This window comes from Streptomyces sp. NPDC008079 (assembly GCF_042957385.1).
GTDB lineage: Bacteria > Actinomycetota > Actinomycetes > Streptomycetales > Streptomycetaceae > Actinacidiphila.
In genome coordinates this window covers 354543-378422 of the sequence record NZ_JBIBIC010000006.1, presented here as the reverse complement: position 1 = coordinate 378422, position 23880 = coordinate 354543, and the positions used below count along the sequence as shown (strand labels likewise).

The following is a 23880-nucleotide window of genomic DNA, read 5'->3' as shown; positions in this document are numbered from 1 at the left end:
TCCGGCGGATCACGGGCGCGTCAGCGCTCGCGGCGGGTGTTGAGCCGGGCCGCCTGCCGGGTCAGGTGGTCGCGCTCGGCGAGGTTCGGCGCCTTCGGGGCCGCCTGCGCGTAGAGCCGGGCCGCCGTCGCCAGATCGCCGTCGCGCTCGTGGAGATACGCGGCCACCGCCGTGTACCGGGGCAGCGTGTCGTCGAGGGCGGCGAGCGCCGCGAGACCGGCGCGGGGGCCGTCCGCCTCGCCGACCGCCACCGCCCGGTTGAGGCGGACGACCGGGCTGTCGGTCAGGGCCGCCAGTTCGTCGTACCACTCGACGATCTGCGCCCAGTCGGTCTCCTCGGCCGTCGGCGCGTCCGCGTGGAGCGCCGCGATGGCGGCCTGGGCCTGGAACTCGCCCAGCCGGTCGCGGGCCAGCGCCGCCTGAAGGATCTCGACGCCCTCGGCGATCGCCCCGGTGTCCCACCGGCCGCGGTCCTGCTCGGCGAGCGGTACGAGGCTGCCGTCGGGCGCGGTCCTGGCGGCCCGGCGGGCGTGGTGCAGCAGCATGAGGGCGAGCAGCCCCGCCACCTCGGGGTGGTCGATCACGGCCGCGAGCTGCCGGGTGAGCCGGACGGCCTCGGCGGACAGGTCGACATCGCCGGAGTAGCCCTCGTTGAAGACCAGGTACAGGACCCGCAGCACCGTGGCGACGTCGCCCGGCCGGTCGAACCGCACGCCGGAGACGGTGCGTTTGGCCCGGCTGACGCGCTGTGCCATCGTCGCCTCGGGCACCAGATACGCCTGGGCGATCTGCCGGGTGGTCAGGCCGCCGACGGCCCGCAGGGTGAGCGCGACCGCCGACGACGCGGTCAGCGACGGGTGCGCGCACAGGAAGTAGAGCTGGAGGGTGTCGTCCGCGCCGGAGGCGGGCCCGCTCGCCGGTTCCTCGTCCACCCGGTCCTCACGCCTGCGCCGGGCCGTGTCCGCCCGCGTCGCGTCGAGGAACCGCCGCCAGGCCACCGTCACCAGCCAGCCCTTCGGGTCACGCGGCGGATCGTCGGGCCAGACGCGTACCGCTTCGACCAGTGCGTCCTGCACCGCGTCCTCGGCCGCCGCGAAGTCGGCTCCGCGCCGGACGAGGATCGCGAGCACTGCCGGGGTGAGGCTCCTGACCAGAGCCTCGTCCATCAGTGGGGGCACCCCGTGACGGTGGGGTGGGCGCCGAGGAACGGACGCAGCTCCAGCCATTCGTGGATCGGCTTCCCCCCGGCGCCGGGCGCGGCCGACAGCTCCCCTGCCAGTTCGAGGGCCCGCTCGTAGCTGTCGACGTCGATCACCATCCACCCGGCGATGACGTCCTTGGTCTCGGCGAACGGCCCGTCGGTGACCGGCGGACGCCCCTCCCCGTCGTACCGCACGAAGGTCCCCTCGGGGGCGAGCGCCTGGCTGTCGACGTACTCGCCGGTCTCCTCGAGGCGGGTCGCGAAGTCGTTCATGTACGTCACGTGCGCCGAGATCTCCTCGGGCGTCCACTGCGCCATGGGTACGTCGTTCACCGACGCCGGGGCGCCCCGGTAGTGCTTGAGCAGCAGATACTTCGCCATGGTGCTTCTCCTCGGTGCGGATGCGGCCCATTGTGGTCGCGCTTCACCTCGGGGACGGAGCCGTGCGCGGGTTCTCGACATCGCCGCCGGATGTTTTTCGCCCGCGCGGCTGAACGCGGGCGACCGGCTCCCGGCGGGCGGTCAGGCCGTACGGCGCAGGAGGGCGAGGTACATCGCGTCCGTGCCGTGCAGGTGCGGCCAGAGCTGGATGTCGGGGCCGTCGCCGAGGGCGGGGACACCGGGCAGCAGCGGGCGTACGTCGATGCGCTCGGCGGCCGGGGCGCGGTCGTCGCGGAGGATGTCGTCCACGACGGCGCGGGTCTCCGCCAGGTGCGGGGAGCAGGTCGCGTAGCCGACGACGCCGCCGACGCGTACGGCGTGCAGGGCCTCGGTGAGCAGGCCGCGCTGGAGGGGGCCGAAGGTGGGTACGTCCTCGGCGCGCCGTCGCCAGCGGGCCTCGGGCCGGCGGCGGAGCGCGCCGAGGCCGGTGCAGGGCACGTCGACCAGGACGCGGTCGAAGGAGCCCTCGGCCCAGGCGGGGCGGGTGCCGTCGGCGACCACGACCTGGTACGGGCCGGGGTTGCCCGCCAGGGAGCGGGCCACGAGGCGGGCGCGGTGGGGCTGCTTCTCGGCGGCGACGAGTTCCGCGCCGCGCTGGGCCGCGAGGGCCGCGAGGAGCGCGGCCTTGCCGCCGGGGCCCGCGCAGGCGTCGAGCCAGCGGGCGTCCCGGCCGTCGAGCGGGACGGCGGCCAGCGCGGCGGCGACGAGTTGGCTGCCCTCGTCCTGCACGCCGGCCCGGCCCTCGCGGACCGCGTCCACGGCCGCCGGGTCACCGCCCTCGGCCAGCCGTACCGCGTACGGCGACCAGCGGCCGGGCTCCGTCGTGTCCGGCGGCAGCGACTCCATCAGCTCGCGCGCGGTCGACCGGCCGGGGCGCGCGACCAGTGTCACCTCGGGCCGCTCGTTGTCCGCCGCCAGCAGGTCCTCGATCCCGGCCCGGCCGCCGCCGAGCGCGTCCCACAGCGCCGAGACGACCCAGCGCGGATGCGAGTGCACGACGGCCAGGTGGTCCTCGGGGTCCTCGTCGTACGGCGGCGCGACCAGTTCGAGCCACTCGTCCAGGTCGTGCGCGGAGACCTTCCGCAGCACCGCGTTCACGAACTTCGCCCGGCCGTCGCCGAGCACCACCCGGGCCAGCTCCACGCTCGCCGAGACCGCCGCGTGCGTCGGGATACGCGTCCCGAGCAGCTGGTGGGTGCCCAGCGCCAGCACGTCGAGCACGGGCGGGTCCACCTCGCGCAAGGGCCGGTCCACGCAGGCCGCGATCACCGCGTCGTACGTTCCCTGCCGCCGCAGCGTCCCGTACACCAGCTCTGTCGCCAGCGCCGCGTCCCGCCGGTCGAACTCCCGGCCCTTCTTCACCGCCTCCGCCTCCGCCGCCTTCAGCAGGCCGGGCAGCACCAGATTCGCGTACGCGTCCCGCTCCCCCACCGCCCGCAGCGCCTCGAACGCCAGGATTCTGACGGGGTCACGCTGGGGTCGGCGGTACGGCTTGCCCTGCGGGCGGCGGCGCGGCTGGTCGTTCACGTGTGAAGGTGCTCCGATTTTTACGAAGGTCGGTCGCCGTCCACCCTAAGCGCCTGCGGCGCGGGGCGTACTTCTGCCCTGCGGACAGGCCCCAGGGCGTGTCCGCCCTAGGCCCCGAGGCGGGAGCCGGACGGGATGCGGGCGCCCCGGGCCCAGTCGGCGGCGGCCATCCGCTTCTTGCCCTGCGGCTGCACCTCTCCGAGGAGTACGGCGTGGCTCCCGGTCCCGACGTACACGGCGTTCTTAGCGACACTCAGCTCGCCGGGGGCGAGGTCGACGCGGTCGGGCTGGGGCCGGACGGGCCCGAGCTTGAGGCGTTCGCCGGAGGTCAGGGTCCAGGCGCCGGGCGCGGGGGTGCACCCCCGGATGAGGCGGTCGACGCGGAGCGCGGGCGCCGTCCAGTCGACGGCCGCGTCCTCGACGGTGATCTTGGGCGCGAGGGTGACCCCGTCGGCGGGCTGGGGCCGGGCGACGAGGCGGCCGTCCTCGATGCCGTCCATGGTGGCGACGAGCAGCCCGGCGCCGCTGCGGCCGAGCCGGGTGAGCAGGTCGCCGCTGGTGTCGGTCGGGCCGATCTCCTCGGTGAGGACGCCGTAGACGGGCCCGGAGTCGAGCCCCTGCTCGATGAGGAAGGTGGACGCGCCGGTGACCTCGTCACCTGCCATGACCGCGTGCTGCACGGGCGCGGCGCCGCGCCAGGCGGGCAGCAGCGAGAAGTGCAGATTGATCCAGCCGTGCGCGGGGATGTCGAGCGCGGCCTTGGGCAGCAGCGCGCCGTAGGCGACGACCGGGCAGGCGTCGGGGGCGATCTCCCGCAGCCGGGCGAGGAAGTCCTCGTCGCGGGGGCGCGCGGGCTTGAGGATTTCGACGCCGGCCTCGGCGGCCCGCTCGGCGACGGGGCTGGCCAGCAGCTTGCGGCCGCGCCCGGCCGTCGCGTCGGGCCGGGTCACGACGGCGACGACCTCGTGCCGGTCGGAGGCCAGCAGTGCGTCCAGTGCGGGTACGGCGACCTCGGGGGTGCCGGCGAAGACGAGCCTCATCGTGCGGGGTGTGCCTCTCGATGGTGGTTCACGGGCGGGCTTTTCGGCCTGACGGCGCGACGGCGTGACGGCTCGCCGCCGTCAGGGGGCGGGCGTCACTGCCCGCGCCCGAAGGTGTCGTGCGGCGAGATCTTCACCTGCGGCACGCTGTTCTCGCCCGGCACCCGCCAGATGCCGTCCGGGCCCTCGGTCGCCTCGCGGATCGCCTTGAGCGCGGCCTTGCGCTGCTCGGTGTCGAGCCGGTCGATGAAGATGACCCCGTCCAGGTGGTCCGTCTCGTGCTGGATGCAGCGGGCGAGCCGCTGCGTGCCCTCGATCGTGACCGGGTCGCCGTACATGTTGCGGCCCTTGGCGACGACGCCGTACGCGCGCTTGCAGTCGTACGTCAGGCCAGGCAGCGACAGGCAGCCCTCGGGACCGTCCTGCTCGTCCTCGCTGAGCGTCAGCTCCGGGTTGATCAGGTGGCCCAGCTCGCCCTCGACGAAGTAGGTGAACACCCGCAGGGAGACGCCCAGTTGCGGCGCGGCCAGGCCCGCGCCCGGCGCGTCCCGCATGGTGTCGGTCAAGTCCTGCACGAGCGTGCGCAGTTCCTTGTCGAAGGTCGTGACCGGCTGCGCCGTCATGCGCAGCACCGGGTCACCGAAGAGGCGGATGGGCTTGACGGACACGGCGGCGGTCTCCTGGAACGGGCGTACGGCGGCGGCTCCGGACGCCGGGTGCCGGCCGTCCTGACCGCCCCGGGGACGGGGCAGGGGTCAATTCTAGAGGCGCGTTCGGCCCGCCGTGGCGGGGGTGCGCGCCCGGCCGCGCGCCCCCCGAGGGGTGGGCTGCGCCCCTTGCTGCGTGACTCCATGGGCGGCTGGCGCGTTGGTCAAGAGAGTTTGCCCGAATTCGGGTCAATGCACACGGCCCATTCCTTAAGTAACCGCCGGTTGGAGAGGCTTGTTGATGCCCGACCACGCAACCCCTGACGCCCAGGCACGGGCCAGCCTGCACCTGCTGGTGCGGGACATCGAAAGGGTCCGCCGCCAAGTGGACGCGCTGCGGACCCTGACCGCCCAGTTGGGCAACGTCTACCGGCCGCGCCGCAGCGGCCCCACCGCCGGATTCGTCGTGTACGGCCGCGCGCCCGCCCCGACCGTCCGGCTCGCTCAGGAGCTGCGCGACAGCGTGGAGACCCTGGTCACCGCGGCCGTGGAGTTCGACCGCTCCCTGGGGTTCTCCTGGGACGCCGTCGGCTCCGCGCTCGGCGTGACCAAACAGGCGGTGCACCGCCGGTACGGCGGGCGCCGCAGCGCGCCTCCCGGACCCGACGAGCAGGCCGCCTCCGGGCACGGGGTGGTGACCGGCAGCCCCGCGCCCCTCGCGTCCGTCCCCGCCGCCCGTTCCATGCCGGGGGCGCTTCCGCCGGGCCCGCTTCCGCTGGGGGCACTGGAAGCGCGTGAGCCACGCGACGACCGTGAGGACGCCGTCACGTCCTTCCCCGGGCCGCGCAACGGCTGACGCCGTCCCCTCCCCCCTCCCTCCTCCGCGCCGTAGTCCCGCCGCCGCCCGCCACGCCGACAGGTCGGGCACCGCGCGCCTGCGGCGCGCTTCCGGGAGGGGGTTGCCCCCTTTTCCCCCACGACGGCCCGTCGCGGCTTGCCGTGCCTTCCCCCACCCTCCCCCCAGGGCCCTGGGACACGCGGTCCGCTTCCCACGACGGTCCGTCGTGGCTCGTCGCGCAGTTCCCCGCGCCCCTGGCGGGGCTCTCGGCCGCGTGGGGTGAGCGCACGTGGTCGTGCACGTGGCGGTGGCGCCGGTCTTTTGAGGGGCGCGGGGAACTGCGCGACAAGCCACGACGAGCCGTCGTGCGCAAACGACAGGCACAGCCCCCGCCAGGGGCGCGGGAAAGCCGTCGCGGGACAGGGGCCGTTCGGGGCGGTCAACCGGGTCACCGGGAACGTGGGGAACCCCCGGCGGAGCCGGTCAGCCGATGTTGGGGGGGTCCATGCGGACGTGGACCGGGTCGGAGGCGCCACGGGTGGCGCGAGCGATCTGGGCCTCTTTGAGGGCGGCGGCGAGGGCGGAGCCGGTGCCGGGGGGCACGCGGAGCAGTAGCCGTTCCCACTGCTCGCCGGGCGGCGGCTCCCCGTGGCGGCGGGTGCGGCCGGGGCCGGACGTGGGGACGGGCAGGGGCACGGGCCCGAGCTGGTCGGTACCCGGCGGGAGCCGCAAGGTGTCGAGGAGGTCGACCACGGCGGCCGGGGGCCCGACGACCGAGGCCATCCGGGAGACCGGCGGAAAGCGCAGCTCGGCGCGTTCGGCCAGCTCGCGCAGGGCGTGCCCGGCGGGGTCCCAGCGGACGAGGGCCTGGACGGGCCGCAGGGTCGGCTCGCCGAGGATGACGACGGTGCCGCCCTCGCCCGCGGGCCGTACGAGGGCGGCGGCGTGCGCCCAGCGCCGGAGCGCCTCCTCACCGGCGCGCAGGTCGGGCCGGTTCAGCAGCGCCCAGCCGTCGAGCAGCAGGGCCGCCGCGTAGCCGGTGTCGGCGACGGGTTCGGCGCCGGGGGTGGCGATGACCAGCGCGGGGGCCGCGCCGACCGAGGCGAGGACGGTGTCGCGCCCCGAGGTGCGTACCGGCACTTTGGGGAAGGCGCGCCCCAGCTCCTCGGCCGTGCGCCGTGCGCCCACGATCTGGGCGCGCAGCCGGAAGCCGCCGCACTCGGGGCAGTGCCAGTCGGCGGCGGGCCGCCCGCACCAGCCGCAGTGCGGGGTGCCGCCCTGCTCGCGGACTTCGAGCGGCCCGGCGCAGGCGGTGCACCGGGCGGGTTCGCGGCAGTTGTCGCAGGCGAGCCGGGGTACGTAGCCGCGGCGCGGCACCTGGACGAGGACCGGGCCGCGCGCCAGCGCCTCCCGCGTGACCTGCCAGGCGATCGACGGCAGCCGGGCGGCGCGCGCGGCCTCGTCCCTGGCCTGGTCGCCGTCGCCGACCGTGCGGATCAGCGGCGCCGCCGCCCGTACCTCGTCCCGGCCGGCCGCCAGCGGCAGCGCCCAGCCGCTGTCCACGAGCTGGGCCGCCTCGACGGTGCTGGTGAGGCCGCCGAGCAGGAACGCGGTCCGTTCCTCGGCGGCGCGCAGCAGCAGGACGTCACGGGCGTGCGGCTGCGGGGCGTGCGGCTCGGCGTGGCTGGAGTCGCCGTCGTCCCAGAGCGCGACGAGGCCGAGGTCGGTGACGGGCGCGAACATCGCGGCGCGGGTGCCGACGACGGCCCGTACCGCGCCGCGGCTGACGGCCAGCCAGCGCCGGTACCGCTCCTCGGGGCCCGCGTCGGCGGTGAGCAGGACGTGGCGGCCCTCGCCGAGCAGTTCGGTCAGCGCCGCGTCGACCCGGGCGGCGGACCGGCCGTCGGGCAGTACGGCCAGGGCGCCGCGGCCAGAGGCGAGGGTGGTGGCGACGGCCACCGCCAGTTCGCGCGGCCAGTGCGGTCCGGGCAGCGCGAGCCAGACCGCGCGGGGCGTGTCGCCGCGGGCCAGCGCCTGGAGGTACGCGGGGCCCGTCGCGTACCGCTGCCAGCTCCCCGGCTCCGGCGCCGCCGGGTCCGGCAGCGGTCCCGGTGACGGATCGCGCTCGGCGCGGGCCATCCTGGGCGGGACGGCGAGCTGGACGACGTCGGCGAGCGCTCCGGCGTACCGGTCAGCGACCTGGCGGCACAGCTTCAGCAGCGGCGGGGTCAGCACCTGCTCGGTCGACAGCACCTGCGCGAGCGGGGCGAGGGGGCCGCGGAAGTCGCTCTCGGCCCGCCGTTCGACGATGAAGCCGTCGTGCAGCGAGCCGCCTTCTCTCCTGCCCTTCACCACGCGCGCCCCGAAGCGGACCCTGACCCGTACGCCGGGTCTGGCCTCCTCGTCCATGGCCGCCGGCACCGCGTAGTCGAAGAACTGGTCCAGGTGCAGCAGCCCCTTGTCGACCAGCACCCGTGCCACCGGCAGCCCTTCGGCGAGGGCCGCCCCGCGCCATGTCCGCGGCTTGGCCTTGGGCTCCTTCGCCTTCTTGACGGTCTCCCGAATGAGCGCGAGCTGCTCCCCTGCGGGGGGCTCGGCGTCCTGACCGTTCTCGCTGCTCACCTTGCGATTCTTACAGACCCCTCGGACACACTCGCGCCGCCGCGAGACGGCGCCCCCATACCGGGGCGGGGGCGCCGTACGGACTTAGAGCCCGGCGGCCGCGCGCAGGGCGTCGACGCGGTCCGTCCGCTCCCAGGTGAAGTCCTCCAGCTCGCGGCCGAAGTGGCCGTAGGCGGCGGTCTGGGCGTAGATCGGGCGGAGCAGGTCGAGGTCGCGGATGATCGCGGCGGGCCGCAGGTCGAAGACCTGGCTGATGGCCTGCTCGATCTTCTCGACGTCGACGCTCGCGGTGCCGAAGGTCTCGACGAAGAGACCGACGGGCTCGGCCTTGCCGATGGCGTAGGCGACCTGGACCTCGCAGCGCGCGGCGAGCCCGGCGGCGACGACGTTCTTGGCGACCCAGCGCATGGCGTAGGCGGCGGAGCGGTCGACCTTGGACGGGTCCTTGCCCGAGAAGGCGCCGCCGCCGTGGCGGGCCATGCCGCCGTAGGTGTCGATGATGATCTTGCGGCCGGTGAGCCCGGCGTCACCCATGGGGCCGCCGATCTCGAAGCGGCCGGTGGGGTTGACCAGCAGCTTGTAGCCGTCGGTGTCGAGCTTGATGCCGTCGTCGAGCAGGGCCTTCAGCTCGACCTCGACGACGAATTCCCGGATGTCGGGCGCGAGCAGCGACTCCAGGTCGATGTCGGAGGCGTGCTGCGAGGAGACCACGACGGTGTCGAGGCGGACGGCCTTGTCGCCGTCGTACTCGATGGTGACCTGGGTCTTGCCGTCCGGGCGCAGGTACGGGATCTGGCCGTTCTTGCGGACCTCGGTCAGCCGCCTGGAAAGGCGGTGGGCGAGCGTGATCGGCAGCGGCATCAGCTCGGGCGTCTCGTCGGACGCGTAGCCGAACATCAGGCCCTGGTCGCCCGCGCCCTGCTTGTTCAGGTCGTCGTCGGTCGCGGCGGAACCCGCGACGCGCTTCTCGTACGCGGTGTCGACACCCTGTGCGATGTCAGGGGACTGCGCGCCGATGGACACCGAGACGCCGCAGGAGGCGCCGTCGAAGCCCTTCTTGGAGGAGTCGTAGCCGATCTCCAGGATCTTGTTGCGCACCAGGGTGGCGATATCGGCGTAGGCGGTGGTCGTGACCTCGCCCGCGATATGCACCTGACCGGTGGTGATCAGCGTCTCGACGGCGACCCGGGAGTGCGGGTCTGCCTTGAGGAGGGCGTCGAGGATGGTGTCGCTGATCTGGTCAGCGATCTTGTCTGGGTGTCCCTCGGTGACGGACTCCGAGGTGAACAGGCGGCGGGACACATCGCTCCCTGGGGTTGCAGCGGCTGCTGGCTGAATCTGGGCGGAGTGCGCAGGGCTGCGCCCGGCACTCCACTGCAAGCTTATAGTCCGCCGCCGCGGACGTGACACGGCATCTCGGCCTTTGGATTCGTGGCGGAACGCGTCATCACGCGTCCACCCGAGTGTCACTTTCCGGCAATCTCGCGCCGACAAGATCCCACACCCGGTCCGCGAGATCCTCCTTGGGCCCGTACGGTACGGGGGTCTCGCTGCCGTCGGCGCCCAGTACCACAGCCTCGTTCTCCTCGGTGCCGAACGCCTTGCCGTCACCCACTTCGTTGACGACGAGCAGATCACAACCCTTTCGGGTGAGCTTGGCGCGTCCGTTGACGAGGACGTCGTCGGTCTCGGCGGCGAAGCCGACGACGAGCTGTCCCGGCCGGGCGCGGTGCGCGGAGATCTCGGCGAGGATGTCGGCGTTGCGGACCAGGGTGATCGGCGCGGGCTCCTGGTCGTCCTTCTTCTTGATCTTGCCCGCCGCGTACCGCGCGGGGCGGAAGTCCGCGACGGCGGCGGCCATCACCACCACGTCGGCGTCGGCGGCGGCCTTGAGCACCGCTTCCCTGAGCTGTTCCGCGGTGCCGACGGTGACGACGTCGGCGCCGGCCGGGTCGGGTAGTCCGGTGTTGGCCGCGAGGAGGGTGACCCGGGCGCCGCGCGCCACGGCGGTACGGGCCAGCGCGTAGCCCTGCTTGCCGGAGGAGCGGTTGCCGAGGTAGCGGACCGGGTCGAGGGGTTCGCGGGTACCGCCCGCGCTGATCACCACATGGCGTCCGGCCAGGTCCGGCTCGGCGGGTCCCCGGCGCAGCACGCGGCGGCAGACCTCGTAGATCTCGGCGGGGTCGGGCAGCCGTCCCTTGCCGGTGTCGACGCCGGTCAGCCTGCCGACGGCGGGTTCGATGACGACGCAGCCCCGGCGCCGCAGGGTGGCGACGTTCTCCCGGGTGGCCGGGTGCTCCCACATCTCGGTGTGCATCGCGGGGGCGAAGACCACCGGGCAGCGGGCGGTCAGCAGGGTGTTGGTGAGCAGGTCGTCGGCGAGGCCGTGGGCGGCCTTGGCGAGCAGGTCGGCGGTGGCGGGGGCGACCACGACGAGGTCGGCGTGCTGGCCGATCCGTACGTGCGGGACCTCGTGGACGTCGTCCCAGACGCGGGTGGAGACCGGGTTGCCGGACAGCGCCGACCAGGTGGCCTCGCCGACGAAGTGCAGCGCGGACTCGGTGGGCACCACCCGCACGCCGTGCCCCGACTCGGTGAGCCGCCGCAGCAGCTCGCACGCCTTGTAGGCGGCGATGCCGCCGCTCACACCCAGCACGACCTGTGGTTTCGCCATCGTGTCTCCCGACCCGAGATCCGTCGTCCGAACCGTCCTGCGACCTGTCCCGCGACCCGTTCCGCGCGGGTCACGTGACACGTCCCATGACACACCACGGGCCCGGCGGTCGCTCCGCCGGGCCCGTGCTGAAACGCGTGTGGATGTGTGCTGGCGTCAGTGCGCGGGTGCCTCGACCGCTTCGGAGGTCAGCAGACCCGCGTTGATCTCGCGCAGCGCGATGGAGAGCGGCTTCTCGTGCACGTGGGTGTCCACGAGCGGGCCGACGTACTCCAGCAGGCCCTCACCGAGCTGGGAGTAGTACGCGTTGATCTGGCGCGCCCGCTTGGCGGCGTAGATCACCAGGCTGTACTTCGAATCGGTGGCTTCGAGCAGCTCGTCAATCGGAGGATTGATGATGCCCTCGGGCGTGGTGATGGAAGAGGACACGCTCTACCTACCCCTACTACTGATGGAAAACGGAAAAGACTGAGTCAGCTCAGTCAATCTGCATCAAGGCTAGCAGCTCACGCGCTACAGCCTCGACCGAGGTGTTGACAAGGGTCACGTCGAACTCGGCCTCGGCGGCCAGTTCGACCTTGGCCGCGCTCAGCCGTTCCTCGATCACCTCGGGCGATTCGGTGCCGCGCCCGGTGAGGCGGCGGACCAGTTCCTCCCAGCTCGGCGGCGCGAGGAAGACCAGGCGCGCCTCGGGCATCGACTCGCGGACCAGCCGGGCGCCCTGGAGGTCGATCTCCAGCAGCACGGGCTCGCCCGCGCCGAGCTTGTCGAGCACGGCCGCGCGGGGCGTGCCGTAGCGGTTCCCGGCGAATTCGGCCCACTCCAGCAGTTCGCCGTTGGCGACGAGCTTGTCGAACTCGTCGTCGTCCACGAAGTAGTACTGGACACCGTGCTGCTCGCCGGGGCGCGGCTTGCGCGTGGTGGCGGAGACCGACAGCCAGACGTCGGGGTGCACCGTGCGCAGGTGGGCGACGACCGTGCTCTTGCCGACCCCTGAGGGGCCGGAGAGCACGGTCAGTCGCGGGTGTCTGTCCGGGGGGGCCGGAGTGGCCCCCTGCGAAGCGAGGGGGCGGGCCGCCCCCCGGGAGACTGTAGAACTCATGGAGCGATTATCCCTGGTTCCCGGAGGTGCTGGTGCCGCGGCGGGGCAAAGCTTGCCGGGGGCACGAGGACCGTCAGGCGGAGGCGCCGCCGAACTCGCGCTCCAGGGACGCGATCTGGTTCGAGCCCAGACCACGGACGCGACGGCTCTCGGAGATCCCGAGCCGCTCCATGATCTGCTTGGCGCGCACCTTGCCGACGCCGGGCAGGGACTCCAGGAGAGCGGAGACCTTCATCTTGCCGATGACGTCGTTCTCCTGGCCCTGCTTGATGACCTCGTGCAGAGAGGCGCCGGAGTGCTTGAGCCGGTTCTTGACCTCGGCGCGCTCCCGGCGAGCCGCGGCGGCCTTTTCGAGCGCGGCAGCGCGCTGTTCAGGGGTAAGGGGCGGAAGAGCCACGCCTACGTCACCTCGGATGTAGAGCAATCGGATATGGACCGTGTGGTGGAGCACACTCCCCCCGCGTTTACGGGGCGAGAAGCGACGCGAGTGAACGTCGCCGCTCCTGTCGGAGACTAGCGGTCCGAACGGCTCAAGTCAGCGAGAACAGACGAAAAGTCCTGGTCAGACTCGATCCAGCGGGATATTTGGGGCAAAGCGGAACAGGTTTCTGCGTCAATTCGTTCGGTGGTTGAATCTGAACCTTCTTTTTGACGTTTAAACAGCGCGCGACCGGCCCCATCAGGGGCGCGACCGGGGCAACGTTTTGGGGTCCGTCCGGGCCCCGGAGGACCCGGACTCCCCTGCCGCGCACCGTCGTTGGGCCGCCTACCCCCGACCGGTACGGCTACCCGCCCGAGACCGCCGCGCGCACCTCGTCGGTGAAGCGCGCCGCCGCCTCGCGCAGTCCCGCCGCGTCGGGTCCGTGCCGCAGCACGTCCCGGCTGACGCTGGGCACCACATTGGCCACCGCGGAGCCGAACAGCGCCGGCAGTCCCGCGGGCGTGGCGCCCTGCGCCCCGATGCCGGGCGCCAGCAGCGGCCCGTTGATGTCGAGATCCGCGCCCGCCTCCGACAGCGTCGCGCCGACCACCGCGCCGACCGAACCCAGCGGCGTCACACCCGCGTTCTCGGCCGCCATGTGGTCGAGCATCACCTGCGCGACGGACGCGCCGCCCGCCGCCGTCGCCCGCTGCACCTCCGCGCCCTCCGGGTTGGAGGTCAGGGCGAGGACGAAGACCCCGGACCCCGAGATCCGCGCCGCGTCCAGCGCGGGCCGCAGCGACTCGAAGCCGAGATAGGGGCTGACCGTGACCGCGTCGGAGAACAGCGGCGAGTCCTTGTCCAGATACGTGGCGGCGTACGCGGCCATCGTCGAGCCGATGTCGCCGCGCTTGGCGTCCATCAGCACCAGGACGCCCGCGGCCCGCGCCTCGGCGACCGCCCGCTCCAGTACGGCGATACCGCGCGAGCCGAAGCGCTCGAAGAACGCCGACTGCGGTTTGAGGACCGCCGTACGGTCGGCCAGCGCCTCGACCACGGTCATCGTGAAGCGTTCGAGACCGGCCACGTCGTCGTTGAGACCCCACGCGGTGAGCAGCGCGGCGTGCGGGTCGATGCCGACGCAGAGCTGTCCGCGGGTGTCCATGGCCCGGCGCAGCCGCGCGCCGAAGGGTTCGAGTTCCACCTGCGGCGGGGTCGGGGTCATACCGGCACCTTCCGTGTGTCGGCGCCGACGGCGTCGGCGAGCGTGGCGTACGGGCTGGTGGCCAGGCGGGCGGCCAGGCCCTTGTGGACCGCGCGCATCCAGAAGGGGCCCTGGTAGATGAAGGCGCTGTAGCCCTGCACCAGGGTGGCGCCCGCGAGAATCCGCTGCCAGGCGTCCTCCGCGTCGCGGATGCCGCCGACGCCGACCAGCGTGATCCGGTCGCCGACCCGCGCGTACAGCCTGCGCAGCACTTCCAGGGAGCGGTCGCCCAGCGGCGCGCCGGACAGCCCGCCGGTCTCCGCGGTCAGCCGGGGGTCGGACGCCAGGCCGAGGCCGTCCCTGGCGATGGTGGTGTTGGTGGCGATGATGCCGTCGAGGCCCAGTTCCACGGCGAGGTCGGCGACGGCGTCCACGTCCTCGTCCGCCAGGTCGGGCGCGATCTTGACCAGCAGCGGCACGTGGCGGTCGGTCACCGTACGGTCGGCGGCCTCGCGTACCGCCGTCAGCAGCGGGCGCAGGGCGGCGGTCGCCTGGAGATTGCGCAGTCCCGGCGTGTTCGGCGAGGACACGTTGACCACCAGGTAGTCGGCGTGCGCGGCCAGCCGCTCGGTGGACGTCACGTAGTCGCCCGCCGCCGCCTCCTCCGGGACCGTCTTGGTCTTGCCGATGTTGACGCCGACGGTGGTACGGAAGACCGGTCGCCGGGCGGCGAGCCGGTCCGCGACGGCGGCGGACCCGTCGTTGTTGAAGCCCATCCGGTTGATCAGCGCGCTGTCGGCGACCAGCCGGAACAGCCGGGGCCGCGGATTGCCGGACTGGCCCTGCGCGGTGACCGTGCCGATCTCGACGTGGTCGAAGCCGAGCATGGCCATCGCGTCGATGGCGACCGCGTTCTTGTCGAACCCGGCCGCCAGCCCGAACGGGCCGTGCATCCGCAGGCCCAGGGCCTCGGTACGCAGCGACGCGTAGCGCGGCGCGAGCGCCGCCGCGACGAAGGTGCGCAGGACGGGGATCCGCGCCACCAGCCGGATCCACCGGAAGGCCAGGTGATGGGCGCTCTCGGCGTCCATGCGCCGGAAGAAGAGCCGGAAGAAGAGGTGGTACATCGTGTAGCGGTCATCTCCTCGGAGGGGGATGCGCCCCGGAAGGGGCGCGGGGAACTGCGCGCACAGCGGGCGCCGGGCCGCAGCTCACCCCTCGCGCGCCGCGATCAGATGCCGCGCGTGCTCCTGCAAGGAGCGCACCCCGATGTCGCCGCGCGTCAAGGCGTCGATGCCCTGGACGGCCGCGGCGAGCGCCTGGACCGTGGTCAGGCAGGGGATGCCGCGGGCGACGGCGGCGGTGCGGATGTCGTAGCCGTCCAGACGTCCGCCGGTGCCGAAGGGGGTGTTGACGATGAGGTCGACCTCGCCCTCGTGGATGAGGGTGACGACGGTCGGCTCGCCCTCGGGTCCCACGCCCTCGCTCTGCTTGCGCACGACCCGCGCCTCGATGCCGTTGCGCCGCAGGACTTCCGCGGTGCCCGAGGTGGCCAGCAGTTCGAAGCCGTGCTCGATCAGCGCGCGGGCCGGGAAGATCAGCGCGCGCTTGTCGCGGTTGGCGACCGAGATGAAGGCGCGGCCCTTGGTGGGCAGCGCGCCGTACGCTCCGGCCTGGGACTTGGCGTACGCGGTGCCGAAGACCGCGTCGATGCCCATGACCTCGCCGGTGGAGCGCATCTCCGGGCCGAGGATGGTGTCGACGCCCCGGCCCTGCATGTCGCGGAACCGCGACCAGGGCAGCACCGCCTCCTTGACGGAGATCGGCGCGTCCAGCGGCAGGGTACCGCCGTCGCCCGTCGTCGGCAGCAGGCCCTCGGCGCGCAGTTCCGCGACGGTGGCGCCGAGCGAGATCCGCGCGGCGGCCTTGGCCAGCGGCACCGCGGTCGCCTTGGAGGTGAAGGGGACGGTACGGGAGGCGCGCGGGTTGGCCTCCAGTACGTAGAGGATGTCCCCGGCGAGCGCGAACTGGATGTTGATCAGGCCGCGTACGCCGACTCCGGCGGCGATGGCCTCGGTGGAGGCGCGCAGCCGCTTGATGTCGTGGCCGCCGAGCGTGATCGGCGGCAGGGCGCACGCGGAGTCGCCGGAGTGGATGCCGGCTTCCTCGATGTGCTCCATGACGCCGCCGAGGTACAGCTCGTGGCCGTCGTAGAGCGCGTCCACGTCGATCTCGATGGCGTCGTCGAGGAAGCGGTCGACGAGCACGGGGCGGTCGGGGCTGATCTCGGTGGACTCGGCGATGTAGGAGGCGAGCCGGGTCTCGTCGTAGACGATCTCCATGCCGCGCCCGCCGAGCACGTACGAGGGGCGGACGAGCACCGGGTAGCCGATCTCGTCGGCGATGGCCTTGGCGCCGTCGAAGGTGACGGCGGTGCCGTGCTTGGGCGCGGGCAGTCCGGCGGCGGCCAGTACGCGGCCGAAGGCGCCGCGGTCCTCGGCGAGGTGGATCGCCTCGGGCGAGGTGCCGACGACCGGCACCCCGTTGTCCTTGAGGGCCTGCGCCAGGCCGAGCGGGGTCTGGCCGCCGAGCTGCACGATGACACCGGCGACCGGGCCCGCGAGCGTCTCGGCGTGCACGATCTCCAGGACGTCCTCCAGGGTGAGCGGCTCGAAGTAGAGCCGGTCGGAGGTGTCGTAGTCGGTGGAGACGGTCTCCGGGTTGCAGTTGACCATCACGGTCTCGTACCCGGCGTCGTGCAGCGCGAAGGAGGCGTGGACGCAGGAGTAGTCGAACTCGATGCCCTGGCCGATCCGGTTGGGCCCGGAGCCGAGGATGATCACGGCGGCCTTCTCGCGCGGCGCGACCTCGCTCTCCTCGTCGTAGGACGAGTAGAAGTACGGGGTGTCGGCGGCGAATTCGGCGGCGCAGGTGTCGACGGTCTTGTAGACCGGGCGGATGCCGAGCGCGTGCCTGACCTCGCGGACGACGTCCTCGCGCAGGGAGCGGATGCCGGCGATCTGGGCGTCGGAGAAGCCGTGCCGCTTGGCGTCGGCGAGCAGTTCGGGGTCGAGGCGGTCGGCCGCGGCCAGTTCGACGGCGTACTCGTGGATCAGGAAGAGCTGGTCCACGAACCAGGGGTCGATCTTCGTGGCGTCGAAGACCTCTTCCGGGGTGGCCCCGGCGCGGATCGCGGTCATGACGGTGTTGATCCGGCCGTCGGTGGGGACGGCGGCGGTGGCCAGCAGCGCTTCCTTGTCCGCGGCGGAGACCGGGGTCACGAAGTCGAACTGCGAGCCCTTCTTCTCCAGCGAGCGCAGCGCCTTGTTGAGCGCCTCGGTGAAGTTGCGGCCGATGGCCATGGCCTCGCCGACCGACTTCATGGTGGTGGTGAGGGTGGCGTCGGCGGCCGGGAACTTCTCGAAGGCGAAGCGCGGCACCTTGACGACGACGTAGTCCAGCGTCGGTTCGAAGGACGCGGGGGTCTTCTCGGTGATGTCGTTGGGGATCTCGTCGAGCGTGTAGCCGACGGCCAGGCGGGCGGCGATCTTCGCGATCGGGAAGCCGGTGGCCTTGGAGGCGAGCGCGGAGGAGCGGGAGACGCGCGGGTTCATCTCGATGACGATGACCCGGCCGTCCTCGGGGTTGACGGCGAACTGGATGTTGCAGCCGCCGGTGTCGACGCCGACCTCGCGGATGACGGCGATGCCGATGTCCCGCAGGATCTGGTACTCGCGGTCGGTGAGGGTCATCGCGGGCGCGACGGTGATGGAGTCGCCGGTGTGCACGCCCATCGGGTCGAAGTTCTCGATGGAGCAGACGACCACGACGTTGTCGTGCTTGTCGCGCATCAGCTCCAGCTCGTACTCCTTCCAGCCGAGGATGGACTCCTCCAGGAGCACCTCGGTGGTCGGCGAGAGGGTCAGGCCCTGGCCGGCGATGCGGCGCAGTTCGTCCTCGTCGTGCGCGAAGCCGGAGCCCGCGCCGCCCATGGTGAAGGAGGGGCGGACGACGACGGGGTAGCCGCCGAGGGTGTCGACGCCGGCGAGCACGTCGTCCATGGTGTGGCAGATCACCGAGCGGGCGGAGTCGCCGTAGCCGATCTTCGCCTTGACGGCCTCGACGACGCCCTTGAACAGGTCGCGGTCCTCGCCCTTGTTGATCGCCTCGACGTTGGCGCCGATCAGCTCGACGCCGTACTTGGTGAGGACGCCGTTGTCGTGCAGCGAGATCGCGGTGTTGAGCGCGGTCTGGCCGCCGAGGGTGGGCAGCAGCGCGTCGGGGCGCTCCTTGGCGATGATCTTCTCGACGAATTCCGGGGTGATCGGCTCGACGTACGTGGCGTCGGCGATCTCCGGGTCGGTCATGATCGTGGCGGGGTTGGAGTTGACGAGGATGACCCGCAGGCCCTCGGACTTGAGGACCCGGCACGCCTGGGTGCCTGAGTAGTCGAACTCGGCGGCCTGGCCGATGACGATCGGGCCGGAGCCGATGACCAGGACGGACTGGATATCGGTGCGCTTAGGCACGCTGGCCCTCCATCAGGGAAACGAAGCGGTCGAACAGGTAGGCGGCGTCGTGCGGTCCCGCCGCCGCCTCCGGGTGGTACTGGACGCTGAAGGCGGGCCGGTCGAGCAGCCGCAGACCCTCCACCACGTCGTCGTTGAGGCAGACATGGCTGACCTCGGCGCGGCCGTACGGGGTGTCGCTGACCCGGTCGCGCGGCGCGTCCACGGCGAAGCCGTGGTTGTGCGCGGTGACCTCGACCTTGCCGGTGCCGCGGTCCTGCACCGGCTGGTTGATGCCGCGGTGGCCGTACTTGAGCTTGTACGTGCCGAAGCCGAGCGCCCGGCCGAGGAGCTGGTTGCCGAAGCAGATGCCGAACAGCGGGGTCCCGCGCTCCAGGACGGCCTGGATGACGGTGAGGTCGGCGGTGGCCGGGTCGCCGGGGCCGTTGGACAGGAAGACGCCGTCGGGCGCGACCGCGTAGACGTCCTCGACGCTCGCGTTCGCGGGCAGGACGTGCACCTCGATGCCGCGCTCGGCCATCCGGTGCGGGGTCATGCCCTTGATGCCGAGGTCGAGGGCGGCGACGGTGAAGCGCTTCTCCCCGATCGCCGGGACGACGTAGGTCTGCCGGGTGGCGACCTCGGCGGACAGGTCGGCGCCGGTCATCTCGGGGGCCTGCCGGACCCTGGCGAGCAGCGTGCCGTCGTCGGCCAGTGCCTCGCCGGAGAAGATGCCGACCCGCATGGCGCCGCGTTCGCGCAGGTGCCGGGTGAGGGCGCGGGTGTCGATGCCGCTGATGCCGACCACGCCCTGGGTGGTCAGCTCCTCGTCGAGCGAGCGCCGCGAGCGCCAGTTGGACGGGGTGCGGGCGGGGTCGCGTACGACGTAGCCGGACACCCAGATGCGGGACGACTCGGCGTCCTCGTCGTTGACGCCGGTGTTGCCGACGTGCGGGGCGGTCATGACGACGACCTGGCGGTGGTACGAGGGGTCGGTGAGCGTTTCCTGGTAGCCGGTCATACCGGTGGAGAAGACGGCCTCGCCGAAGGTCTCCCCCACCGCCCCGTAGGCACGGCCGCGGAAGGTGCGGCCGTCCTCCAGGACGAGTACGGCGGGTGCGGTGGCCGCCCGGACGGAGGTCGTCATTGTGCGCCTTCCTTCTTTGCCTGTTGTTCGGCCGGGCCGACGCCCGGTGTGTGGTCCGCGAAGGCGACGTCCGCCGCCCGTCGGCCGGGGGCGTCCTCGCCGCCGCTGACGCGGTTGATCTCCGCGACCCAGGCCGGGTGCTGCGCGGCCTGGTCGGCGCGGAAGCCGGAGTCGATGAGGGTGCCGCCGTGCTCCCAGGTGACGACCAGCAGGCCGCCCTCGGTGAGGACCTTGCCCGCGATGCCCTTGTCGAGGCGGGCGCCGCGCAGGGCGGCGGCGGGGACGAAGAAGCCGGGGGCGCCGACGCGGTCGGCGTCCAGGCCCTCCTCGGTGAGGGTGAGCGTCACTTTGCTGCGTACGCCGAGGCCGTGGGCGACGATCCGGTCCAGCCACTGCCCCGCGGTGGTGCTGCCGTGGTAGCGGCCGTCGAATTCCAGGAGCGGTTCGCCGGTCTCCTCGGGGGCCTGCGGGAGTGCGGGCAGGCCGCCCTGGAGGGTGCGGCGCCACTGCCAGCCTTGGCGCATCAGCCAGTACAGCAGGCCGACGAACAGGGCGAGGCCGACGATCCAGCCGATCCGGTCGGTCCAGTCGGTGACCTTCGCCGAGTGCTTGTCCGCGGCCCGCGCCGTACCGGCCGCCAGCAGTGTCAGAGGTGTCACGTGAGCTTCCCGTCCATGACCGTCGCCTGGCCCCGCAGGAAGGTGGCGTGCACCCGGCCCGGCAGTTCGCGTCCCTCGTAGGGGGTGTTGCGGCTGCGGGAGGCGAAGCCCGCGGGATTGACCACCCCACGGTATGCGGGATCGACCAGGACGAGGTTGGCGGGCTCGCCCTCGGCGAGCGGCCGTCCGTGGCCCGCGAGCCGTCCGATGACGGCGGGCCTGGCCGACATGCGGTCGGCGACGCCCGCCCAGTCCAGCAGTCCGGTGTCGACCATGGTGTGCTGCACGACGGACAGCGCGGTCTCCAGACCCACCATGCCCATGGCGGCGGCGGCCCACTCGCAGTCCTTGTCCTCGTGCGGGTGCGGTGCGTGGTCGGTGGCCACACAGTCGATGGTGCCGTCGGCCAGGGCCTCGCGCAGCGCGAGCACGTCCGCCTCGGTGCGCAGCGGCGGGTTGACCTTGTAGACCGGGTTGTACGTACGCACCAGCTCGTCGGTGAGCAGCAGGTGGTGGGGGGTGACCTCGGCGGTGACGTCCCAGCCCTTGGACTTGGCCCAGCGGACGAGTTCGACGGAGCCCGCGGTGGACAGGTGGCAGATGTGCACGCGGGAGCCGACGTGCGCGGCGAGCAGGATGTCGCGGGCGATGATCGACTCCTCGGCGACGGCGGGCCAGCCGGTCAGGCCCAGTTCGCCGGAGACGGCGCCCTCGTTCATCTGGGCGCCCTCGGTGAGCCGGGGCTCCTGCGCGTGCTGGGCGACGACGCCGTCGAACGCCTTCACGTACTCCAGCGCGCGGCGCATGATCACCGCGTCGTCCACGCACTTGCCGTCGTCGGAGAAGACCCGTACCCGGGCGGCCGAGTCGGCCATGGCGCCCAGTTCGGCGAGCTGCTTGCCCTCCAGGCCGACGGTGACGGCGCCGACCGGCTGCACGTCGCAGTAGCCGGACTCCTTGCCGAGCCGCCAGACCTGCTCGACGACGCCCGCGGTGTCGGCGACGGGGAAGGTGTTGGCCATGGCGTGCACGGCGGTGTAGCCGCCGATCGCGGCGGCCCTGGTGCCGGTCAGCACGGTCTCGGAGTCCTCGCGGCCCGGCTCGCGCAGGTGGGTGTGGAGGTCGACCAGGCCGGGCAGCAGGACCATCCGGCCCTCGCCGTCGACCACGGTGGCGCCCTCGGTCCCGTCGCCGGACAGGCCCGCGCCGATCCCGGCGATGGTCTCGCCGTCGATCAGGACGTCCTGCGGCTCGCCGCCCAGTACCTTCGCGCCACGGATCAGGATCTTGCTCATGGTTACTTGCTCTCCTCGGTACGGGCGGGGCCGGTCGTCGCGGGTACGGTCTCGGGGACGGGCGCGGTGGTGGCGATGGCCGGTTCCGAGCCGCCGAGCAGCAGGTACAGCACGGCCATCCGGGTGCTGACGCCGTTGGCGACCTGTTCCACGACGGTGCAGCGCGGCGAGTCGGCGACCTCGGCGGTGATCTCCATGCCGCGGTTCATCGGCCCCGGGTGCATGACGATGGCGTGCTCGGGCAGCACCGCCATCCGCAGTCCGTCCACGCCGTAACGCCGGGTGTACTCGCGCTCGGTGGGGAAGAAGGCGGCGTTCATCCGCTCGCTCTGCACGCGCAGCATCATCAGCGCGTCGGTCTTGGCGAGCACCGCGTCGAGGTCGTAGCTGACCTCGCACGGCCACTGCTCGACGCCGATCGGCAGCAGGGTCGGCGGGGCGACCAAGGTGACGCGCGCGCCGAGGGTGTTGAGCAGCAGCACGTTGGAGCGGGCGACCCGGCTGTGCAGGATGTCGCCGACGATGGTGACGCGGCGGCCCTCCAGGTCGCGGCCGACGCCGGACAGGTGGCGGCGCATGGTGAAGGCGTCCAGCAGTGCCTGCGTGGGGTGTTCGTGGGTGCCGTCGCCCGCGTTGACCACCGAGCCGTTGATCCAGCCGGAGGTGGCCAGACGGTGCGGCGCGCCGGACGAGCCGTGCCGGATGACGACGGCGTCGGCGCCCATCGCCTCCAGGGTCAGCGCGGTGTCCTTGAGAGATTCGCCCTTGGAGACCGAGGAGCCCTTGGCGGAGAAGTTGATGACATCGGCGGAGAGCCGCTTGGCGGCGGCCTCGAAGGAGATGCGGGTCCGCGTCGAGTCCTCGAAGAAGAGGTTGACGACGGTACGGCCGCGCAGGGTGGGCAGTTTCTTGATGGGCCGGTCGGCGACGCGGGCCATTTCCTCGGCGGTGTCGAGTACGAGGAGGGCGTCGTCGCGGCTGAGGTCGGCGGCCGAGATCAGGTGGCGCTTCATGCGGGTCACTCCGGGGGTGCTGGGGCGGGTCAGGGCGCGCGGAAGCACAGGACCCCGGCGGGGGTCCTGTCCTGGGTGCGCTAGTCGTCCGCCGGGAGGCCCTCGCGCGGCGCCGCGTCGTCCCGGTCACGGCGGTCGCGCCGGTCGCGGTCCTTGTCGTCCTTCTGGCCGAGCAGGACGGTGTCGCGGCCGTCCTCCTCGGTGAGCTGGACCTTGACGGTCTCGCGCAGCGAGGTGGGCAGGTTCTTGCCGACGTAGTCGGCCCTGATCGGCAGTTCACGGTGGCCGCGGTCGACCAGGACCGCGAGCTGTACGGCGCGGGGGCGGCCGATGTCGTTGAGCGCGTCGAGGGCGGCGCGGATGGTGCGGCCGGAGAAGAGCACGTCGTCGACGAGGACGACGAGCCTGCCGTCGATCCCGGTGGCCGGGATCTCGGTGCGGGCCAGCGCGCGCGCCGGGTGCAGCCGCAGGTCGTCGCGGTACATGGTGATGTCGAGGGAGCCGACGGCCGTCGTGCGGCCGGTGATCTCGGCGAGCTTGGCCGCCAGGCGCTGCGCCAGATAGACGCCGCGGGTCGGGATGCCGAGGAGCACCACGTCGTCCGCGCCCTTGGCGCGTTCCACGATCTCGTGGGCGATACGGGTGAGGACGCGCGCGATGTCGGGTGCTTCGAGCACCGGACGGGCGGGCGCGGGGTTCCACTCGGCGGTATCGCGGTCTTCCGGGGTACTGCGGTCTTCGACCATGGGTCGGGGACCTCCTTCCCCGCCTCACGGGACGGGCATTAAAGGACGTCAGGGGTACGCGGCAACGGTATCAGGTGGCGCAGAGCGCCCAGGTCAGCGACCGATCGGCCCTTTCCGGCTTGACGAGCACGGATTACGCTGCGTAACCTCACAGTGAGTCACCGAGTTTCCGTCCGGGGAGCCATATGTCCAGCGATTACGCCAAGCAGCTCGGAGCAAAGCTCCGGGCCATCCGCACGCAGCAGGGCCTGTCCCTGCACGGCGTCGAGGAGAAGTCCCAGGGCCGCTGGAAGGCAGTGGTCGTGGGCTCGTACGAGCGCGGCGACCGTGCCGTGACCGTGCAGCGACTCGCCGAGCTTGCGGACTTCTACGGAGTTCCGGTCCAGGAGTTGCTGCCGGGTACGACCCCCGGCGGGGCGGCCGAGCCGCCCCCGAAGCTCGTCCTCGACCTGGAGCGCCTGTCCCAGGTCCCGCCGGAGAAGGCCGGGCCTCTCCAGCGGTACGCCGCCACGATCCAGAGCCAGCGCGGCGACTACAACGGCAAGGTGCTGTCGATCCGCCAGGACGACCTCCGTACCCTGGCCGTGATCTACGACCAGTCGCCGTCCGTACTCACCGAGCAGCTCATCGGCTGGGGCGTCCTCGACGCCGACGCGCGGCGCGCGGTCCAGCACGAAGAGGGCTAGGCGCCCGGCTCGCCCGAATAGTGCAGAAACGTCCCGCCGCCCGGTGCGGACCCCTTCCCGGGGCCCGCACCGGGCGGCTCCGCGTTCCGGGGCGCCCGCCCCGAGGGGC

General features: G+C 72.7%; 21 protein-coding genes. 2 read left to right on the top strand and 19 right to left on the bottom strand.

Annotated features, from left to right (window positions below):
- Positions 1–20: 20 nt before the first annotated feature.
- The 5 genes from ACFZAM_RS16775 to def form a co-directional block, all read right to left on the bottom strand.
- Entirely contained in the window at positions 21–1166 is a 1146-nt protein-coding gene (locus ACFZAM_RS16775; RefSeq protein ID WP_391046676.1) for a DUF6596 domain-containing protein, read from the bottom strand.
- Complete coding sequence (locus ACFZAM_RS16770) at positions 1166–1582, bottom strand: YciI family protein (RefSeq protein WP_391046673.1); 417 nt, start codon at positions 1580–1582, stop codon at positions 1166–1168. The genes ACFZAM_RS16775 and ACFZAM_RS16770 overlap by 1 nt, the downstream gene beginning before the upstream one ends.
- A gap of 141 nt (positions 1583–1723) precedes the next feature.
- Entirely contained in the window at positions 1724–3169 is a 1446-nt protein-coding gene (locus tag ACFZAM_RS16765) for a transcription antitermination factor NusB (RefSeq protein ID WP_391046670.1), read from the bottom strand.
- Between the two features lie 107 nt (positions 3170–3276).
- Positions 3277–4209 (bottom strand): methionyl-tRNA formyltransferase, encoded by a 933-nt coding sequence (gene fmt / locus ACFZAM_RS16760; RefSeq protein ID WP_355348809.1) that lies wholly within the window; start codon positions 4207–4209, stop codon positions 3277–3279.
- Between the two features lie 95 nt (positions 4210–4304).
- The gene (def, locus tag ACFZAM_RS16755; protein WP_391046667.1) at positions 4305–4877 is read right to left on the bottom strand and encodes a peptide deformylase; all 573 of its coding nucleotides are present in this window, start codon (positions 4875–4877) and stop codon (positions 4305–4307) included.
- 280 nt (positions 4878–5157) lie between these two features.
- Here def and ACFZAM_RS16750 point away from each other — a divergent pair, with 280 nt between their 5' ends.
- Complete coding sequence (locus ACFZAM_RS16750) at positions 5158–5712, top strand: hypothetical protein (RefSeq protein WP_355348803.1); 555 nt, start codon at positions 5158–5160, stop codon at positions 5710–5712.
- 465 nt (positions 5713–6177) lie between these two features.
- Here the strand turns inward: ACFZAM_RS16750 and ACFZAM_RS16745 are convergent, their stop codons facing one another.
- The 14 genes from ACFZAM_RS16745 to pyrR all read right to left on the bottom strand — a co-directional run bounded on the left by ACFZAM_RS16745 (position 6178) and on the right by pyrR (position 23085).
- The gene (locus ACFZAM_RS16745; protein WP_391046663.1) at positions 6178–8316 is read right to left on the bottom strand and encodes a primosomal protein N'; all 2139 of its coding nucleotides are present in this window, start codon (positions 8314–8316) and stop codon (positions 6178–6180) included.
- 84 nt (positions 8317–8400) lie between these two features.
- Positions 8401–9618 carry a methionine adenosyltransferase gene (gene metK / locus ACFZAM_RS16740; RefSeq protein WP_355348797.1) on the bottom strand — a complete coding sequence of 406 codons (1218 nt, stop codon included), beginning with the start codon at positions 9616–9618 and terminating at the stop codon, positions 8401–8403.
- A 145-nt stretch (positions 9619–9763) separates the two neighbouring features.
- Positions 9764–10990 carry a bifunctional phosphopantothenoylcysteine decarboxylase/phosphopantothenate--cysteine ligase CoaBC gene (coaBC, locus tag ACFZAM_RS16735; RefSeq protein WP_391046660.1) on the bottom strand — a complete coding sequence of 409 codons (1227 nt, stop codon included), beginning with the start codon at positions 10988–10990 and terminating at the stop codon, positions 9764–9766.
- A gap of 156 nt (positions 10991–11146) precedes the next feature.
- Positions 11147–11419, bottom strand: a complete 273-nt coding sequence (gene rpoZ / locus ACFZAM_RS16730; RefSeq protein WP_033174507.1) for a DNA-directed RNA polymerase subunit omega — start codon at positions 11417–11419, stop codon at positions 11147–11149.
- Positions 11420–11468: 49 nt separating this feature from the next.
- Positions 11469–12092: a guanylate kinase gene (gene gmk / locus ACFZAM_RS16725; protein WP_355348790.1), complete on the bottom strand. Its 624-nt coding sequence runs from the start codon at positions 12090–12092 to the stop codon at positions 11469–11471.
- A gap of 73 nt (positions 12093–12165) precedes the next feature.
- Positions 12166–12489 (bottom strand): integration host factor, encoded by a 324-nt coding sequence (locus tag ACFZAM_RS16720; RefSeq protein WP_093712873.1) that lies wholly within the window; start codon positions 12487–12489, stop codon positions 12166–12168.
- A 388-nt stretch (positions 12490–12877) separates the two neighbouring features.
- The gene (pyrF, locus tag ACFZAM_RS16715) at positions 12878–13717 is read right to left on the bottom strand and encodes an orotidine-5'-phosphate decarboxylase (RefSeq protein WP_391046719.1); all 840 of its coding nucleotides are present in this window, start codon (positions 13715–13717) and stop codon (positions 12878–12880) included.
- A 17-nt stretch (positions 13718–13734) separates the two neighbouring features.
- Positions 13735–14844 (bottom strand): quinone-dependent dihydroorotate dehydrogenase, encoded by a 1110-nt coding sequence (locus ACFZAM_RS16710; protein WP_391046655.1) that lies wholly within the window; start codon positions 14842–14844, stop codon positions 13735–13737.
- A gap of 84 nt (positions 14845–14928) precedes the next feature.
- A complete protein-coding gene (gene carB, locus ACFZAM_RS16705) occupies positions 14929–18246 on the bottom strand; it encodes a carbamoyl-phosphate synthase large subunit (RefSeq protein WP_355348779.1) in 3318 nt (1105 codons plus the stop codon).
- Positions 18239–19372, bottom strand: coding sequence for a glutamine-hydrolyzing carbamoyl-phosphate synthase small subunit (carA, locus tag ACFZAM_RS16700; protein ID WP_355348776.1), 1134 nt, complete (start codon positions 19370–19372; stop codon positions 18239–18241). Before carA ends, carB begins: the two co-directional genes overlap by 8 nt.
- On the bottom strand, positions 19369–20031 hold the full coding sequence (locus ACFZAM_RS16695) for a hypothetical protein (RefSeq protein WP_391046652.1): 663 nt from the start codon (positions 20029–20031) through the stop codon (positions 19369–19371). The genes carA and ACFZAM_RS16695 overlap by 4 nt, the downstream gene beginning before the upstream one ends.
- Entirely contained in the window at positions 20028–21326 is a 1299-nt protein-coding gene (locus tag ACFZAM_RS16690) for a dihydroorotase (protein WP_391046650.1), read from the bottom strand. Before ACFZAM_RS16690 ends, ACFZAM_RS16695 begins: the two co-directional genes overlap by 4 nt.
- A gap of 2 nt (positions 21327–21328) precedes the next feature.
- On the bottom strand, positions 21329–22339 hold the full coding sequence (locus ACFZAM_RS16685; RefSeq protein WP_391046648.1) for an aspartate carbamoyltransferase catalytic subunit: 1011 nt from the start codon (positions 22337–22339) through the stop codon (positions 21329–21331).
- 80 nt (positions 22340–22419) lie between these two features.
- Complete coding sequence (pyrR, locus tag ACFZAM_RS16680) at positions 22420–23085, bottom strand: bifunctional pyr operon transcriptional regulator/uracil phosphoribosyltransferase PyrR (protein WP_355348764.1); 666 nt, start codon at positions 23083–23085, stop codon at positions 22420–22422.
- Between the two features lie 185 nt (positions 23086–23270).
- Between pyrR and bldD the strand changes: the two genes are divergently transcribed.
- The gene (gene bldD / locus ACFZAM_RS16675) at positions 23271–23771 is read left to right on the top strand and encodes a transcriptional regulator BldD (RefSeq protein WP_033174517.1); all 501 of its coding nucleotides are present in this window, start codon (positions 23271–23273) and stop codon (positions 23769–23771) included.
- The last annotated feature ends 109 nt before the right edge of the window (positions 23772–23880 follow it).

Excerpts from the sequence above, each read along its gene's own strand:
- ACFZAM_RS16775 (WP_391046676.1), bottom strand. The coding sequence starts at position 1,166 with ATGGACGAGGCTCTGGTCAGGAGCCTCACCCCGGCAGTGCTCGCGATC.
- ACFZAM_RS16770 (WP_391046673.1), bottom strand. The coding sequence starts at position 1,582 with ATGGCGAAGTATCTGCTGCTCAAGCACTACCGGGGCGCCCCGGCGTCG.
- fmt (WP_355348809.1), bottom strand. The coding sequence starts at position 4,209 with ATGAGGCTCGTCTTCGCCGGCACCCCCGAGGTCGCCGTACCCGCACTG.
- ACFZAM_RS16750 (WP_355348803.1), top strand. The coding sequence starts at position 5,158 with ATGCCCGACCACGCAACCCCTGACGCCCAGGCACGGGCCAGCCTGCAC.
- coaBC (WP_391046660.1), bottom strand. The coding sequence starts at position 10,990 with ATGGCGAAACCACAGGTCGTGCTGGGTGTGAGCGGCGGCATCGCCGCC.
- gmk (WP_355348790.1), bottom strand. The coding sequence starts at position 12,092 with ATGAGTTCTACAGTCTCCCGGGGGGCGGCCCGCCCCCTCGCTTCGCAG.
- ACFZAM_RS16710 (WP_391046655.1), bottom strand. The coding sequence starts at position 14,844 with ATGTACCACCTCTTCTTCCGGCTCTTCTTCCGGCGCATGGACGCCGAG.
- carA (WP_355348776.1), bottom strand. The coding sequence starts at position 19,372 with ATGACGACCTCCGTCCGGGCGGCCACCGCACCCGCCGTACTCGTCCTG.
- ACFZAM_RS16690 (WP_391046650.1), bottom strand. The coding sequence starts at position 21,326 with ATGAGCAAGATCCTGATCCGTGGCGCGAAGGTACTGGGCGGCGAGCCG.
- ACFZAM_RS16685 (WP_391046648.1), bottom strand. The coding sequence starts at position 22,339 with ATGAAGCGCCACCTGATCTCGGCCGCCGACCTCAGCCGCGACGACGCC.
- pyrR (WP_355348764.1), bottom strand. The coding sequence starts at position 23,085 with ATGGTCGAAGACCGCAGTACCCCGGAAGACCGCGATACCGCCGAGTGG.
- bldD (WP_033174517.1), top strand. The coding sequence starts at position 23,271 with ATGTCCAGCGATTACGCCAAGCAGCTCGGAGCAAAGCTCCGGGCCATC.